The sequence below is a fragment of the Methylotenera sp. genome (assembly GCF_029946165.1).
Classification (GTDB): Bacteria; Pseudomonadota; Gammaproteobacteria; order Burkholderiales; family Methylophilaceae; genus Methylotenera.
Map to the genome: position 1 here is coordinate 294,083 of NZ_JAQSDZ010000001.1, position 16,717 is coordinate 310,799.

At 41.5% G+C, this 16,717-nt stretch carries 13 protein-coding genes; 8 read left to right on the forward strand and 5 right to left on the reverse strand.

What is annotated here, in order from left to right:
* Positions 1–76 precede the first annotated feature (76 nt).
* From flgG to ccoG, 7 genes are all read left to right on the forward strand, one after another.
* Positions 77–859 carry a flagellar basal-body rod protein FlgG gene (gene flgG, locus PSV17_RS01245; protein ID WP_300478767.1) on the forward strand — a complete coding sequence of 261 codons (783 nt, stop codon included), beginning with the start codon at positions 77–79 and terminating at the stop codon, positions 857–859.
* A 94-nt stretch (positions 860–953) separates the two neighbouring features.
* Entirely contained in the window at positions 954–1,592 is a 639-nt protein-coding gene (locus PSV17_RS01250; protein ID WP_300478770.1) for a flagellar basal body L-ring protein FlgH, read from the forward strand.
* A 50-nt stretch (positions 1,593–1,642) separates the two neighbouring features.
* Complete coding sequence (locus tag PSV17_RS01255; protein WP_300479044.1) at positions 1,643–2,722, forward strand: flagellar basal body P-ring protein FlgI; 1,080 nt, start codon at positions 1,643–1,645, stop codon at positions 2,720–2,722.
* Between the two features lie 24 nt (positions 2,723–2,746).
* The gene (gene flgJ, locus PSV17_RS01260) at positions 2,747–3,715 is read left to right on the forward strand and encodes a flagellar assembly peptidoglycan hydrolase FlgJ (protein ID WP_300478773.1); all 969 of its coding nucleotides are present in this window, start codon (positions 2,747–2,749) and stop codon (positions 3,713–3,715) included.
* A 154-nt stretch (positions 3,716–3,869) separates the two neighbouring features.
* Positions 3,870–5,813 (forward strand): flagellar hook-associated protein FlgK, encoded by a 1,944-nt coding sequence (flgK, locus tag PSV17_RS01265; protein WP_300478776.1) that lies wholly within the window; start codon positions 3,870–3,872, stop codon positions 5,811–5,813.
* A 19-nt stretch (positions 5,814–5,832) separates the two neighbouring features.
* Entirely contained in the window at positions 5,833–6,747 is a 915-nt protein-coding gene (gene flgL / locus PSV17_RS01270; RefSeq protein ID WP_300478778.1) for a flagellar hook-associated protein FlgL, read from the forward strand.
* A 960-nt stretch (positions 6,748–7,707) separates the two neighbouring features.
* A complete protein-coding gene (gene ccoG / locus PSV17_RS01275; RefSeq protein ID WP_300478780.1) occupies positions 7,708–9,156 on the forward strand; it encodes a cytochrome c oxidase accessory protein CcoG in 1,449 nt (482 codons plus the stop codon).
* Between the two features lie 26 nt (positions 9,157–9,182).
* Here ccoG and PSV17_RS01280 read toward each other — a convergent pair whose 3' ends face one another.
* From PSV17_RS01280 to cls, 5 genes are all read right to left on the reverse strand, one after another.
* Positions 9,183–10,352 carry a pyridoxal phosphate-dependent aminotransferase gene (locus PSV17_RS01280; protein ID WP_300478782.1) on the reverse strand — a complete coding sequence of 390 codons (1,170 nt, stop codon included), beginning with the start codon at positions 10,350–10,352 and terminating at the stop codon, positions 9,183–9,185.
* On the reverse strand, positions 10,349–12,460 hold the full coding sequence (gene ovoA / locus PSV17_RS01285) for a 5-histidylcysteine sulfoxide synthase (protein WP_300478784.1): 2,112 nt from the start codon (positions 12,458–12,460) through the stop codon (positions 10,349–10,351). The genes PSV17_RS01280 and ovoA overlap by 4 nt, the downstream gene beginning before the upstream one ends.
* Positions 12,461–12,620: 160 nt before the next feature.
* Positions 12,621–13,013, reverse strand: a complete 393-nt coding sequence (gene msrB / locus PSV17_RS01290; RefSeq protein ID WP_300478786.1) for a peptide-methionine (R)-S-oxide reductase MsrB — start codon at positions 13,011–13,013, stop codon at positions 12,621–12,623.
* A gap of 157 nt (positions 13,014–13,170) precedes the next feature.
* Positions 13,171–14,097: a hypothetical protein gene (locus PSV17_RS01295; RefSeq protein ID WP_300478788.1), complete on the reverse strand. Its 927-nt coding sequence runs from the start codon at positions 14,095–14,097 to the stop codon at positions 13,171–13,173.
* On the reverse strand, positions 14,098–15,492 hold the full coding sequence (gene cls, locus PSV17_RS01300) for a cardiolipin synthase (RefSeq protein WP_300478790.1): 1,395 nt from the start codon (positions 15,490–15,492) through the stop codon (positions 14,098–14,100).
* Between the two features lie 222 nt (positions 15,493–15,714).
* On the opposite strand from cls, the gene PSV17_RS01305 reads away from it, so the two are divergent.
* The gene (locus PSV17_RS01305) at positions 15,715–16,683 is read left to right on the forward strand and encodes a hypothetical protein (RefSeq protein ID WP_300478793.1); all 969 of its coding nucleotides are present in this window, start codon (positions 15,715–15,717) and stop codon (positions 16,681–16,683) included.
* Positions 16,684–16,717: the final 34 nt, after the last annotated feature.

The window sequence follows — 16,717 nt, forward strand, 5'->3', positions numbered from 1 at the left end:
GCTGATTTTGACCAGAATAAACTGATAAGCGCAACTAAGCCAACTTTGCTGGCGAGTCTTGCTAAAAGGAAATGAAATGATACGCTCACTTTGGATTTCAAAAACTGGACTAGATGCCCAACAAACACAAATGGACGTGATTGCCAATAACTTGGCAAATGTCAGCACAAATGGTTTTAAGCGCTCACGTGCAGTATTTGAAGATTTGCTCTATCAAAATATTCGCCAGCCTGGTGCACAAAGTTCGCAACAGACACAGTTACCTTCTGGCTTACAACTTGGTACTGGGGTACGACCTGTAGCCACAGAACGCATTTTTAGCCAAGGTAATCTTCAGCAAACCAGTAACAATAAAGACGTCGCCATTCAAGGCGCGGGTTTCTTTCAAGTATTAATGCCAGATGGCACAACAGCTTACACTCGTGATGGTTCTTTCCAGACTGACAGCCAAGGTCAACTAGTAACCTCAAGCGGTTTTCCTGTTCAACCAGCAATTACCATTCCAGCCAATGCGGAAAGCTTTAGTGTCGGTCGCGATGGTATAGTTTCAGTGACAACGACCGGTTCAACGGCCACCACACAGGTCGGCACTTTACAACTGGCCACGTTTATTAACAATGCGGGCTTACAAGGCAAAGGTGAAAACCTTTATGTAGAAACAACAGCCTCTGGAAACCCTACGGTCAATAACCCCGGTACCAATGGCGCAGGTTTATTAACGCAGGGTTACGTTGAAACTTCAAACGTGAATGTGGTGGAAGAATTAGTCAATATGATTCAAACCCAGCGTGCTTATGAAATTAACAGTAAAGCCATTACGACATCTGATCAAATGTTGCAAAAATTAACGCAGATGTAGATTCAATAAAAATTAATTGAATATAAATTAAGCAAAAGAGTTAACTATGTTGAATACTCATTATCATAAAGCGTGCTATACAGCCTTAAAAAGCATGGCTTTAGCATCATGCTTACTATTTAACGCTTGCGCTTTTACTCCAACAACCGTTGTAAAACAGCCACTGACCGCAAAACCTACTGCGGCAGCGCCGGTTCAATCTAATAATGGCGCTATTTTTAATGTAGCGGCTTATCGTCCTTTATTCGAAGACCGTCGCCCACGTTTTGTGGGAGATGTTGTGACGATCAATATAGTAGAAAATACCAACACTATTAAAAACTCTGAAAGCACAGGCAGTAAAGACGGCAAGGCAGATAATGCGATTACTAGTTTTTTAGGTCATGCCGTACCTAATGCAAGCTTTGCAGGTAAATCCGCTAACTCTTACAAAGAAAAAGATGATTCTAAAGCTAGCAATGTATTCAATGGTTCAATTACCGTTACAGTCATTGAGGTATTGCCCAATGGCAATTTATCGGTAAGCGGTGAAAAACAAATTTCATTTGATAAAGGCACCGAGTTTGTGCGCTTTTCTGGGGTAGTGAGCCCCGATACCATCACGGTCGGCAATTTCGTACCCTCCAATAGAGTAGCGGATGCCCGTATTGAATATAGAACTAACACTAAAGTCGATGCCGCAAATATTGCTGCGATGGTGGCACGCTTTTTCCTAAGTATGGCCGCCCTTTAGTGAATATCATGACCAATCGAAACTCAAATAATGCTTACATACTGCGCTTCATGTGCTTTTCGCTGTTATCCATAGGCTTAGTATTTACGCAATTCGCACATGGTGAAAGATTAAAAGATTTAGCGACCATTCAAGGCGTAAGAAACAACCAATTAATCGGCTACGGACTTGTCGTAGGCTTAGATGGCACAGGCGATCAAACACCCTACACCGTGCAAAGTATGATTAGTATGATGCAACAAATGGGCGTGAATTTACCTCCAGGCACCAGTGTGCAAATGAAGAATGTTGCCTCTGTGATTATTACAGGTAGCTTGCCCGCCTTTGCTCAACCAGGTCAAACTTTGGACGTCACTGTTTCATCTATGGGTAGCGCAAAAAGCCTACGCGGTGGCACTTTATTGATGACGCCACTTAAAGGCGCTGATGGACAGATTTATGCCATGGCTCAAGGTAACTTAGTGGTAGGCGGCGTTGGTGCGGCCGCAAATGGTAGCCAAACGCAAATTAACCACCTTAGCGTTGGTAGAATATCTGATGGCGCCACAGTAGAACGCTCGATTCCCAATACCATTAATCAGTCAGGCAATATCAATCTCGAACTTAAAGAGTCAGATTTTTCAACCGCGTCGTTAGTAGTTGATGCAATTAATAAGCGTTTTGGCGCCAACTCCGCTTTAGCACAAGATGGTCGCGTGATTCATGTGCAAGCACCGGCCAATAGTAGCCGTGTGAGCTTTCTTGCAGACCTAGAAAAAATTAACGTTGTCCCCGCCCCTACTAACGCTAAAATTATTATGAACGCACGCACTGGCTCTGTTGTAATGAATCAAGCTGTCACCTTGGAAAACTGCGCAGTTTCACACGGTAATTTATCTGTAGTGATCAACACCGACCCAGTTATCAGTCAACCTGGCGCATTATCAAGTGGACAAACCGTATCGACGGCACGCTCCAGGATTGAAATTAACAAAGAGCCAGGCAAGGTTTTAAAACTCAATAGCGGTGCCAATTTATCTGATGTAGTAAAAGCCCTTAATGCGATTGGCGCCACACCCCAAGACTTACTTGCGATATTGCAAGCGATGAAAGCTTCTGGCTCACTGCATGCGGATTTGGAAGTCATTTAACATGATTTCAATAGAGAGTTCATTATGATTAACAGCACCGATTTATCTGGGAAAATAGCGTTTGATGCCAATAGCTTAAATGGCTTAAAAAATGCTGCAAAAGAAAATTCACCAGATGCCATTAAAGGCGTTGCTAAGCAATTTGAAGCTATTTTCATGAATATGATGTTGAAAAGCATGCGTGCAGCTTCCCCGCAAGATAACCCTTTTGATAACGAACAAAGCCGTACCTTCACTTCGATGCTGGATCAGCAATTGAGCAGCAATTTAGCTTCAAAAGGGCTCGGGCTTGCTGATGTTCTCGCTAGGCAACTTAGCCAAGGCAGCAACCCTGTGAACAATACAATGGAGCAAGCTGTCACTGATACACCACCCTCATATGCTTCTGATGCAAATGTTAATGCAATTATCAGTAACCCTCTTACGCCAAATAATAAGTCTGTTAATAATATACAAGATTTTAAGGCACTGATTAATAATAACTCGCCTACAGAAACCTCGTTAATAAATAACAAAGTTGATGCTAAATCCTCCAATGACAGTACTACTGAGTTTAAAAATCGTATGAGCAAACATGCTGAGGAAGCCAGCCGCACTTCTGGTATGCCTGCGCATCTTATGTTAGGTCAAGCCGCACTTGAAAGCGGTTGGGGAAAACGTGAATTAAAAGGCGCAGATGGTACGCCAAGTAATAACTTATTCGGCATTAAAGCCACTGGCAATTGGGATGGCAAAGTAATAGAAGCTACCACGACTGAATATATTCATGGCGTAAAACAAAAACGTATAGAAAAGTTTCGGGCTTATGACAGCTACGCAGATTCATTCAAAGATTTTGCCAATATGATGAACAATAATCCGCGCTACAATAAAGTGATGGCAAACTTAGATAGCGTAAATGGCTATGCGCAAGCCATGCAAAGTGCAGGCTACGCGACTGATCCAAATTACGCTAGCAAGCTTGCCAGCGTCATACAGAAAGTGATCCCTTAAAAATTACCGTGTAAATTGTATTTCTCAGCACTAATTACATAAACGAAGGTAAGCAAGAAGACCAGAATTAATTAAATTAAGATGTATGGTCTAAAGTTTTATGTATTCTAACCGTCATTATAGTTGTACACAGGTTCTCTAAAGAGTAAATATCATGGCTGACATATTAAGTATAGGAAAAAGCGCCCTTGCAGCTGCTCAAGTTGGGTTAAGCACAACGGGGCATAATATTGCCAATGCCTCTACGCCTGGCTACTCAAGACAAGTAGTGGTACAAGCTGCCGCCCAAGCTCAATACTCAGGTAGCGGCTACATTGGTCAAGGTACTGAAATTGCGGGCGTTACGCGCGCTTTTAATGAAATCCTCGCTAGGCAAGTAATAAGCAGCCAAGCGGCCAGTGCTAGTAGCGATATTTACGCTAGTCGACTAGGTTACATTAATAATATGTTGTCTGATGCTTCCGCAGGCCTAAATCCAGCAATTTCTGATTTTTTTAGCAGTGTGAGTAACGTAGCTGCTAACCCAAGCGATATCCCTAGCAGACAATCCATGCTGTCTTATGCACAATCTTTGGTGAGTCGTTTACAGAGCACTAGTAACCGTCTCAATGAAGTGCGTAATGACGTTAACACCGAACTTACATCTAGTGTTAGCCTAGTCAATACCTACGCCAAGCAAATTGCATCTTTAAACAATTCTATTGAAATTGCCATCAGTAGCAATGGCAATCCGCCAAACGATCTTATGGATCAACGCGATCAACTGGTAACGGAGTTAAGTAAACAAATCAAAACTACGGTAGTTCCTCAGGGGCAAGGTAGTTACAATATATATGTGGGTAATGGCTTACCTTTAGTCATTGGTAAAAGCATCATGTCGCTGACGACAGCAAGCTCACCCACTGACCCATCTCGACTAGAAATAGCCTATCAATCATCAGGTAAATCTACCGTTCTAAGTGGAAATAGTTTACCAGGAGGTGCAATTGGTGGCTTGCTTCAATTTAGATCAGAATCGCTAGATGCTATTCAAAATCAAGTTGGACAACTTGCACTCGTTCTTGCTGACACATTTAATGCTCAACATAATCAAGGTATAGACCTTAACGGCAATGCTGGCGGTAATTTATTTAATGTTCCTACACCTTCAGTAACTAGTAGCATTAATAACAACCTTGTGACTAATGCCGTTGTTACTAGCCAGATTGTTGACGCAAGAGCTGTGACCAGCAGCGATTACCGTTTGCAATACGACCCTAATTCCGACCCGGCTAACCCATACAAAATCACCCGACTTAGTGACAGCACTGTACAAAGTTTTAGCAGCCTGCCACAAACACTAGATGGCGTAAGCTTTAACCTTGCTTCTGGCTCATTCACTCAAGGTGATGATTTTGTCATACGCCCAACGAGAAATGCAGCAACAAACATTAGTTTAGCCATTACGGATGCCAAAAAATTGGCAATTGGTAGCGCTACACTTAGTGCAGTTGCTAACACCACTAATACTGGCACTGCAAGCATTAGTGTGCCTCCACCAGGTAGCACCTTAACTGGTGACCTTGGCCTGACTTACACCACTGGCGTTCCTGGAACATTGATGCTTTCACCATCAACACAACCTGTGACAGTCACTGTAGCGGGTGTTCCTACCGTATTCCCACCAGGGTCGCCGATCACTTACACAAGTGGCGCAACCATTTCTGTTGGTGGTTTAAGTTTTGCAATATCAGGCACACCAGGCGATGGAGATAAATTTACATTATCATCAAGCGGACCAAGTGATAACCGTAACGGTTTGCTGCTTGCAGGTCTGCAATCACAAGGCACATTGAATAATAGTACGACCAGCTATTCAACCGCTTTTGCTGAAATGGTCAATGGTGTAGGCAATAAAACACGTGAGTTAAAAATCAACTCTGCATCTGAAGCTCAAGTTTTAGAACAAGCCACTAACGCCATGCAGTCAGAATCAGGCGTCAACTTAGATGAAGAAGCAACCAACCTGCTACGCTACCAACAAGCCTATCAGGCTGCAGGCAAAATGATGCAAATCGCTTCTCAACTATTTGATACATTATTGCAATTAGGTAGATAGATTAAGTTAAGGAAAAATCATGCGTATTAGCACAAACACAATCTATCAATCTGGCATCTCCAGAATTAACAATCTACAGCTAGAACAGGCTAAATTGTCTGAACAAATTTCCACTGGTCGCAGAATTTCGTCACCTTCAGATGACCCTGTTGCGGCGGCACGTGCATTAGAAATTTCATCGGCAAAAACGGCTAATGCAAAATTCGCTGATACCCGTCAAACCGCTCAACTTAAACTGAACACTCTAGAATCTAACTTAACTAGCGTGACCAATTTACTTGTATCGACACAATCCACCTTAATTGGCGCAGGAAATGCTTCGCTATCTGACACAGAAAGAAGTTTTATTGCCTCTGAATTAAAAGGCTCTCTAGATGCGCTGATTGGGCTTGCCAATACACAAGATGCCTCTGGAAACTACCTTTATGCTGGCTTTAAATCCAGCACGAGACCCTTTGTTGCTAACGCCACTGGTGCTACTTATGCCGGCGATAGCAACCAGCAATTATTGCAGGTAGATTCACAACGCCAAATGGCCGTCAACGCAACTGGTAATAATATATTTCAAGGTAACGGTAATGACATATTCGCCACACTGAGTAACTTGGTCACTCTATTAAACACACCAATTACTAACGCCACCACACAGGCCGCATATAACGCAGGAATATCAACGGCGATTGGCAGTTTAAAAGGCTCAGTTGATAATGTATTGAATGTACGTGCTGACGTGGGTGCAAAACTCAATGAGCTTGACAGCCTAGATACAGCAGGCTCAGACCGCGCACTGCAATATAGTAAATCGCTGTCCGATATAATGGATACTGACTACGCCAGCGCGCTTTCGGATCTCGCAAAACAACAAGTCATTATGGAAGCTGCGCAAAAGTCATTTGTGCAACTCACCAGTTTATCGCTATTTAAGTTACTCTAAGAACAATACAATTTATCGCTAAATTGTGAAGCTTACTTATAAGGATAAAAACCTTATTATTCAACACCAGCACTCTTTCAGTTAAATAGCCCTTATTTAACTAGCTTCTACGCATATTAACAAAGTTTGTGCACTGCATGATTTAGTGAGCTTGGCTTTGGAATACCGTAGGAATATGTAGAAACCGTAGAAACTTAGAAACCGCAAAACCCTCAGTTATCTGAAACTAGACTTTAGATAACTCCGACTAGACAGCCTAATCTTATCGACTATAAAGCTACCGACCATCTGTTGAGATTGAAATTATCAACGGAGCATGGAAACATTGGAAGCGTTTAACCTTTGCCTGATGGCTGTGATGCGACCTGGTGATAGCATATTGATTGAATCGCCCACTTTAAATGCGCTTTAAAATCTATCGAGAGAATTGGAGTCAAAGCAGTTGAAGTGCCTGACCGTCTTAAAAAAGGTATTGATCTTGATACGATGAGAATGGACACACGTGCGCCACAAAACCAAAGCATGTTGGCTAACGACGAACTTTCAAAATGGCATTAGCATCGCCCTGGAACCCAAATTTTCTGCGCAACGAGCGTTAACAGATTACATGAGGTTAAATTATGGAATATTTGGGATAAAAACATCGAGTCTTCCTTGTAGAAATTTGGTAAAATAATCACTGATTTAATACCATAAAGCAACGAGAAGTAATTCCCCGTCAGCATATTTTTATATCTTTTCAATTCGTATGTTGACTTCAACTGATATGCTTTTTATTTAGCTATCTGCTTCTGTTTTAATTCTCCATAAAACCTTATTCTTTGCTATCACTAAACTTGCTAAATATAAAACTGGTCCAAAATAAAAAATTTGGTTTTCTTACGGGAAATTTTTACCTTTAATAAGTTAACCATTAAATACCTCAAATCGAAATAATTTATTGCCTGTGAGAGCTAGAAAATGACTGCTAGTCAGAAATTACCAAAAAAAGTAATCCCAATCGTGGCTCAAACTTCCATGTTTGCTGCACAAAATAAAATCTACCCAAGAGCTACTTCTGGTTATTTTACAAATTGGCGATGGATCATGGTGTGGATTACCCAGATAATTTTCTATGGCACACCATGGCTTCAATTTGGGCAAAGACAAGCAGTATTATTAGATATTGATGCCCATAAATTCTATATTTTTGGTTTAATCTTATATCCACAAGATTTAATTTACCTTGCCGTCATCCTCATCATTTCAGCTTTAGCACTCTTTCTTTTCACAACTGTCGCTGGGCGTCTTTGGTGTGGATTTTCTTGCCCGCAATCAGTCTACACCAAGATATTTTTGTGGATTGAATACAAAATCGAGGGTGATCGCGCCACTCGTATTAAATTAGATAGCAAAAAAATTAGTGTAAAAACCCATTATAAAAAATGGATTAAGCATTTCATATGGATTAGCTTCTCTATTTGGACAGGCTTTACTTTTTTAGGCTATTTCACACCAATCCAACATCTATTCGATGGCATATTGAGCTTCAGTTTAGGTCCTTGGGAAACCTTTTGGATAAGTTTTTACGGATTTGCCACCTATGGCAATGCAGGTTTCTTGCGCGAACAAGTATGTTTACATATGTGTCCGTATGCACGCTTTCAAGGGGTAATGTTTGATAAAGATACGCTAATCGTTACCTACGATGAAAAACGGGGCGAGCCGCGCAGTGGTCGTTCACGCAACGTAGATGCAAAAGAAAAAGGCTTAGGTGACTGCATTGATTGTAGCTTCTGCGTGCAGGTTTGTCCTGTAGGGATCGACATACGCGACGGTTTGCAATATGAATGTATTAGCTGCGGCTTGTGTATTGATGCGTGTAATAGCGTGATGGATAAAATGGATTATCCGCGTGATTTAATTAAATTTTCGACCTTAAATAGTGCCGGTTCAAGTGAGGAAACACTATCTAATGAACTTGAATCGAAGGCTCCACAGAAGGTTTCTCATCCAATATTGCGTCCCAGAGTGTTAATGTATGGCGGCTTATTACTACTTATTTGCATTGCTTTTGTAGTGTCACTCAGTATGCGCAACTCATTTATGGTTGATGTGATCAGAGATCGCGGCGTGATGTCACGCATCACTTCGGATGGCGCTATTGAAAACGTCTATCGCTTACAAATTACGAATGCTACGGAGGAAACCCAGACTTACCGTATTTCAGTGACGGGTTTAGATGGATTATCAATCTCCTCAAATAATGTATTTATGGTGAACCCAACGAGCGAGCGCATGGTGCCAATGAGCCTGCAAATACCTGATGGCTCAGTGAGTAGCGGCTCTCACAAAATCATGTTTAACATTCAAGCGATTGAGAGAGATGAGAAAATTTCAGAAAAATCTACATTCATAATGCCGCGCTAGTAGCCAAGGGTGTTAATGAAAAGCCTCTAGCGTGAATTAAGTGTGGTTGCAATGCGGTTTAGGGCATCTGCAATCACACTGCGTGGTGATGCAATGTTCAGTCGCATAAAGCCACTACCGACATTGCCAAAGGACTTGCCAAGATTAAGCCCAACTTTGGCTTCTTTTACAAAAAATGCTTCTAGTTGTAAATCCGTCTTTTTTAAGTCGCGGCAATCTAACCAAATTAAATAAGTGCCTTGAGGTTGAATTAACCTTATCACAGGAATATTCTTGTTGAGAAAGTCGCTTACATAATCCCTATTACCACGCAGATAAATTAACAGTGCATCAAGCCATGCCTCTCCATCCCTATATGCGGCTTCAAACGCGGCAATGCTAAATGGGTTGTTATTACTTAAATGTAGACTATCAAACACCTTTTTTAAGGCAACTCTTTGCGCAGAGTTTGGCACAATTAATGCGGATAAGCCAAGACCTGGAATATTAAATGTTTTGCTTGGTGCAACTGCGGTAATGATTTTATCGCTACTGTTCGCCAACGTTTCCAAGCTGGTATGCTGCTCACCGGCATAAATTAAGTCTGCATGAATCTCATCAGATAATATCGTTATATCGTAATGGCGCGTAATGGCTAATAGCTGTTCTAGCTCGGTTTTACTCCATACTCGCCCAACTGGGTTATGGGGTGAGCAAAATAATAGCAATTTCGCGCCATCTGCCGCGCAGCGTTCTAAGTTTTCATAGTCTATTCGGTAAACCCCATCCACTAATATCAATGGGTTTTCAATCAAGCGACGTTGGTTAGTCGTTATTGCTGAAAAGAAAGGCGCATACACGGGCGGCTGAATGACAACGCCCTCGCCTTTTTCTGCAAACGCCATCACACTGGCAAATAATGACGTTACAACCCCTGGCGCAATGACAATCCAATCGCGTTCAACTGTCCATCCATGGCGCTTTTTAAGCCAACTAATTAGCGCGTCGTACATACTTTCTGGGTAAAAAGTATAGCCGTAAATTGGATGCTCAGCGCGCTGCGTGAGCGCTTTGGTGACGGCCTCTGGTGCGGCAAAGTCCATATCAGCCACCCATAAGGGCAATATATCTGACGTGCCAAAATAGCCAGCACGACCATCTTGCTTCACCGATGCAGTGCCATCTCGCGCTATGATTTTGTCGAAATCAACTCTCAAGAAATTCGCTCCCAAAGCGTGACTTCTGATAGGGAATGCTGGAATTTTCGTTTAGTTTCACGAATCACAAAAGGCACATCCACAGGTGCGGCAACTAAGCGGAAGTGCCCACTAAGCTGCTCTTTTAAACCATCAAGCGTAGTGAAATTTTCAGCGTTGCGTTTAAAACCGCCTACCCATTCATCGCGCTTGGTATGCTCTTCCAGCCAAGTATAAGGTGAAGCAATAAGCAAAATTCCGCCTATATTCAGTCGTTCATGGATATGAGAAAGGAATTTTTGAGGACTGTATAAGCGGTCAATCAAGTTAGCCGCTAATATCAAATCATAACTGGTTAATAACGGTTTAAGGTTACAAGCATCGCCTTGCGAGAACTCTACTTTGCCTTTCAAATTTTCTAGCCCTAAACTTGCTAGCGTGCGTGTCTTGTAGCTTACTAATTGACCTTCATCGACCAATGTATAGTGCAACTCACCTTTCTCAGCCATTTGAATGCCCGATTCAATCAGACGCACAGAAAAATCCACACCCGCGACATATTCAAAATGTCGTGCTAGCTCAAAAGTAGCGCGCCCAGAAGCGCAGCCCAAGTCTAAGGCTTTACGCGCAGGTTTATCTTTCATTGCGCTAATGGCTATCTCAGCAAGGCTTTTGGTAAAGTTCGCCACACCAAAATAACTATCGCCATAATGAAACTCAGCATACTCTGAAATCAGCTTATCAGTTTCGTAATGGGAAGCTGGCACACTTGCTAGCTCATCGGCCACTACATAGCGGAATCCAGCGTGCTGAAAAAAGTGGCGTCGAAACGCATAACGAGCACTGTGTAATGCCTCATTACCAGCTGAAATCCATGAGCCACCTTTAAGAAGATTGTGTCTGCCATCAAAGGTTGGTGTGGTGAAATCATCGTACAAAGGATGTACTTTAAAACCGCTGAATGGATAGATTGGCGTCTCAGTCCATTGCCATACATTGCCAGTCACATCAAAGAGTTCTCCATGACGAAAATCTGTGACAGGGTAAGGTGACGCTGCATGATCTAAATGAATATTAGACGCTGTAACTTCGCCGTTTTTCACCTTAGCAACTTTTGCAAAGTCATACAATCGATACCATTCATCTTCGCTAGGTAGTCTCACCTTCAAGCCTGTTTTCTGCGCTTTCCAATTACAAAATGCTTTGGCTTCATGATAGTTTACCTCCGCAGGCCAATCCCACGGCATCGGCACTTCTTCGGTCATCAGTCTTAACCACCAAGACTCATCTTTGCGTAGCCAAAAGGTGGGATGAGTTGCTAAGGTAAATTTTCTCCACATTAAGCCTTCTTCAGCCCAAAGGTTATCTTGCGCATAACCACCAGCCGTGACAAACTCCAAAAACTCAGCATTACTTACTAAATAACGACTTGCTTGAAACTCTGCAACATCTGCCTCATGCAAGCCATATTCATTGTCCCAGCCATATTCTGCGGCATTGTCTTTCTTATCTAGAAAAACTTTACCAGCAGGAATTGAAACCAAATCGTTTTGTGGCGCATCGCCCGAGCGCGTGCACGCTTGCCAAGCCGCATGCGATTGCACCAATTCAAGCGCTTGTTGGCGAATTAATACAGATGACGTTTCAAGATGAATACGCTCATGCTCTATTCCCATGATAATGACCCACCACGGATGATTCCAATCAATCGGTAAAGTGAGCGGCGCAGTTTCAATGAGATTTTGCACCGCATCACGCACTTGGTGCCGATAGTGCCTAACCTCTGCCGAAGAGGGCCAATCGTAATTTGCATCGTTTAAATCATCCCACCCCATTTCATCCACACCAACCGCAAACGTCGCTTCGAGTTTTGGATTTATGCGTTCAGTTAACAAGCCAGCTAATAACAATTTATTAAGGTAAAAAGTGGCGGTATGCCCAAAATAAAAGATCAGTGGATGTCGTAGCGCGATAGACTTTATTTGGTAGGAGTTCTCATCGGCTAGAGTTTCAAATAGCTGCTCATAGCGATTGAACGTGGTCAGAAAATACTCTAGAAATTCTTTGCGCGTACTCACGGCATCGCTGCCGTTTAAAACAGGCGTTCTTGAAAATAAAGGTTGGGTCATATTTATTATGAAAGTGATGTTAAGAGAAGTTTAGCGTACTTTGAACTGACAATGCAGCCATCTAAGAGAACAGCCGATTTATTAGTCATTATTTATATATAAACTTAGGTCAACACGACAAAAGTCCAACTAATGACTAGCTAATCCTTTAACAAACGACCTATTTAGCTTCAAAACTCAGTGATGCAGAATTAATGCAATACCGCAAACCTGTCGGTGGAGGGCCATCGTTAAATACATGTCCAAGATGAGCATCGCACACATTGCAAATTACTTCTGTGCGGATCATGCCATGAGTTGAGTCTTTAAGCTCACGTACATTTGCAGGGTTAAGCGCCTTAAAATAACTAGGCCAACCACAACCTGCATCGAATTTGGTATCTGATTCAAAAAGTGGCGTATTGCAACATACACATGTGTAAATACCAGCTTGGTTATGATCTGCGTATTTTCCAGTAAAAGGTCGCTCTGTCGCTGCATGACGAGTTACTTCATATTGAAGTGGCGTCAGTTGATTTTGCCATTCCAATTCAGTTTTGATAATTTTTTTCATGTAATCAATTAAGTATTTATGTTAAAAGTTAATATAAAAGTATGCGTATGTTACATGTATGCTGGGCTGTTGCGTAATTGGCTTACCGCCACTAATACTAAAAGATTAAATTTTCGTGGATAAGTTCAGGTTTAATTGCATCGAACTGCTGCTGAATCTATTGTTGCTTCTGCTGTCGCTGGTATTCTTTACGCTTCATATCAAGATATTCATCTAGCTCAACTTCATGTAACTGGCTGGAATATTGCTCACTGTTTCTATACCAAGTCTGCAAGCTTTTATCTAAGCGATCATCAGCTGGTGCAGTTAACCCAGCAAGATATGCATCAACTGCAAGATAATAACGCATGGTATTGCGCTCTACCACACCTCTAATCCCTTGAATATACTTTGGTTCCCCGCCAGCCTGCTTACCTGTAATGGTAAATCCAAGTTTACCTCGGCCAATGGTAGAAAGATAAGTTTGCATGGCAAGTCGACCAGCCACTCCAAAAGAATAAGCATAGGTGAAATGTAAGAAAGTGTGACCATCTTTGAGCGGTGTCGCTTCAATTAAAATTCGATAATCAGAGGTGCCTAAAGGCCCTTCTTTAGCATCGAATTCCGCCATAAAATAATTAGGGGTGCTAATAATATCGGGATATTTAAATTCAATTCGATAGGTGTCTGCGAGTGGTTGAAAGTGCTTTTTACCTATATTCAAGGTCAGTATATTTCCATTTTGATTATTAGCCATATGGCAATATTTGACATTGAGATTGAGTATCATTGCATCGCACCAATGGGCAGGATTACTCAGCGCTGAATTGAAAGTAGAAAATGGATAATCTACTACCGCATAAATTTCACCCTTTAAATCGCGCGAAGTCTCTTCTGAATGAAGATAAAGGGCACGGTTGAATTGATTGTTTTCTAACTGTTTACTTAATTCGGTGTATTTATTTTTTAATGCAACTGCGGAAGCATTAACCGCAACAGAATTATCTGCAGCAAAAACTTTTTCGCTCATGAATACTGAAAGCATGCTGAGCATTGCAAAAAAGTGCCATGCACCGACTTGACGATGTTGAATATATTGTTTCATTTATAAAAAACGTGCCCATAATCGAGCTGCTCGCTCTTTAATGCGTGCCGCGAGTGAACGGCTTCTCCAAGATTCAAGCGTTATGAGTTGAGACGCCTCTAAGTCTTTTTCAAATAAAGTTTGCATTTGCGCTCCAAAACTTTGCCCTAATATAACGGCATTAATTTCTTGATTATTTATAAAGCTACGCCAATCAAGATTTGTCGAACCTATGGTCGACCAAACACCATCAATCATTGCAGTTTTGGCGTGTAATAATGCATCTTGCCTTTCATAAATTTTCACATTGGCTGAAAGCAGCTCATCATAATAAGAGCGCGATGCGTAAAGCACTAACATCGAATCGGTTTTTCCAGGTAATAACAAGCGCACATCCACACCACGTTGAACTGCCTCTTTCAAAGCAGCAAGCAGTTTAGGGTCTGGTACAAAGTAGGCATTAGTAATAAACACTTGGGTTTCTGCGCTATTAATCGCTGAAATTAGCGTGGAGTAAATCTGACTATAAGGCTCGTCCGGGGAACTTCCAATGGCACGAACCACTTCATTACCTTTGATTGGAGTGTCAGGGAAGTAATTTTTAGCCGCTAAAGTTTCTCCTTTTTGAACACTCCAAGTTGCCATAAACAATTTTTGGAACTCACCAACTACAGGGCCTTCCATGCGCAAATGCGTATCACGCCAAGGCTGATCTTTCGTTGTGCGTTTTGATTTTCCAAATGATCCACTCGAATAAACACTACTAATATTTATTCCCCCTACAAAAGCAATCTTCCCATCAACAATCAATAGTTTGCGATGATCGCGTTGGTTCACTTGCCAACCTTTACGCGATACCAGTGGATTGATTGGGTTATATTCAAGCACATTAATGCCACTTGCTTTTAATTCATCAAAAAATGCAGTTGGCGTGCTGATTGATCCCACACTGTCATAGATAAGGTTTACTTGTACACCGCTTGCTTGTTTAGCGATGAGTAGTCTTGCAAAATGTTGTCCAATTTCATCGTTCTCAATAATGAAAGTTTCCAAATTTATATGGTCTTTAGCACTTTCTATCGCGGCAAACATCGCTGCATAAGTAGTTGGGCCATCAATTAACAACTCAACTTTATTGCCCACCATCAGCGGGCTACCAACGATTTGTGATTCCAGCGCCAAGTGTTTATCAAAAATATTGGTATCGTCACCGTTTTTTTGCAGTTTAGCGAGAATGGCTTGACTTTGCTTTGCACTCAACTCGCCATTTATACTGTTTAATTTAACTTGATGCGCCTGTTGCATGGCCATGTCTGGCACCATTGTAGGTATCGATGTACAACCGACAAGTAAAAATAAACCTAAGAGTACGCTTACATTTTTAAATCCTGAGAACGTATTTTTTTTTAGTATCATCAACATTCCTAAAGGTTTGGGTGAAGTATAAAATCATCGCCACACATAAAAATTATAGAAAAGCGTTTAGCTATGTATGCTATTTTTGATTTTAATACGTTTAATCTTACTAGTATGTTCGTTAACGAACGCAGTTTTTTTACAAATATAAATTAATATCAATGTAATCAATCGTGTCCACTTGTAATTTGGTGCATTCATAAAAATAGTTAGGAGATGTAAATGCTCAGAATCCGCAATTTTTCTCTTGCTTGTATATTACTTTTAAGCTCAGCGGTTTCATTCGCGCATCAAACGACCATAAGTATCGGAATATCAAGTAATTCTATAGGTCTTAACATACGAGATTACCCAGAGTTTCAAATTATTCCAGGTTATCCAGTGTATTACAGTCCATATATGCAATCCAACTACTTCTTTTATGACGGGATGTATTGGGTTTATCAAGGGAATAACTGGTATGAAAGCTCGTGGTATGACGGCCCTTGGTGGCAAGTACATCCCGATGAAGTGCCATTGTTTATACTTAGAGTTCCTGTGCGCTATTACCGTATGCCGCCACCTTACTTTATTGGCTGGCAATATGATGCTCCGCCGCGTTGGGGTGCTCACTGGGGTAATAACTGGAGTCAACATAGAAAAGGTTGGGATAAATGGGATCATCACAGGGTTCCAGCACCTGCGCCATTGCCGATTTACCAACAAAACTATTCAGGGGAGCGATATCCTAAACAAATAGAACACCAAAGAGAGCTACGTCAGCAAAATTATGAGTTTCAATCTAATGATCCACTGATGCGTAAAAAAAATGACGTTATACAAAATCATCGTCAACCAAATCAATATTCAAAAGATCCTAAGCCGAGTGGTCTTGAAGAAAAATATCATCAACAAAGACAGGGCGACAAACAGAGAGATGAATATCAGCAGAGAGATGAAGACCTGAGAATGCCTTCTCAAGTACAACAAGATCGATTTGAAGATCGGGGTCAGCAATCACGCAAGAACGGCGAGACTAGCATTATGAGATCAGCCCCTAAAAACTCTCAACAAAGAGATTTTGAATATAGAGAACAGAACCAAAGGCAAGAACGGCATGAACAGCATGAACAGCAAGATCAGACTATTCCATATGATCATAAACAGAATAATAAACCTAACCCTAATAGGCAATTTAGGGATGTACATTAGAGTTATATAGTGAGTCATATAGAAAGGAAATATG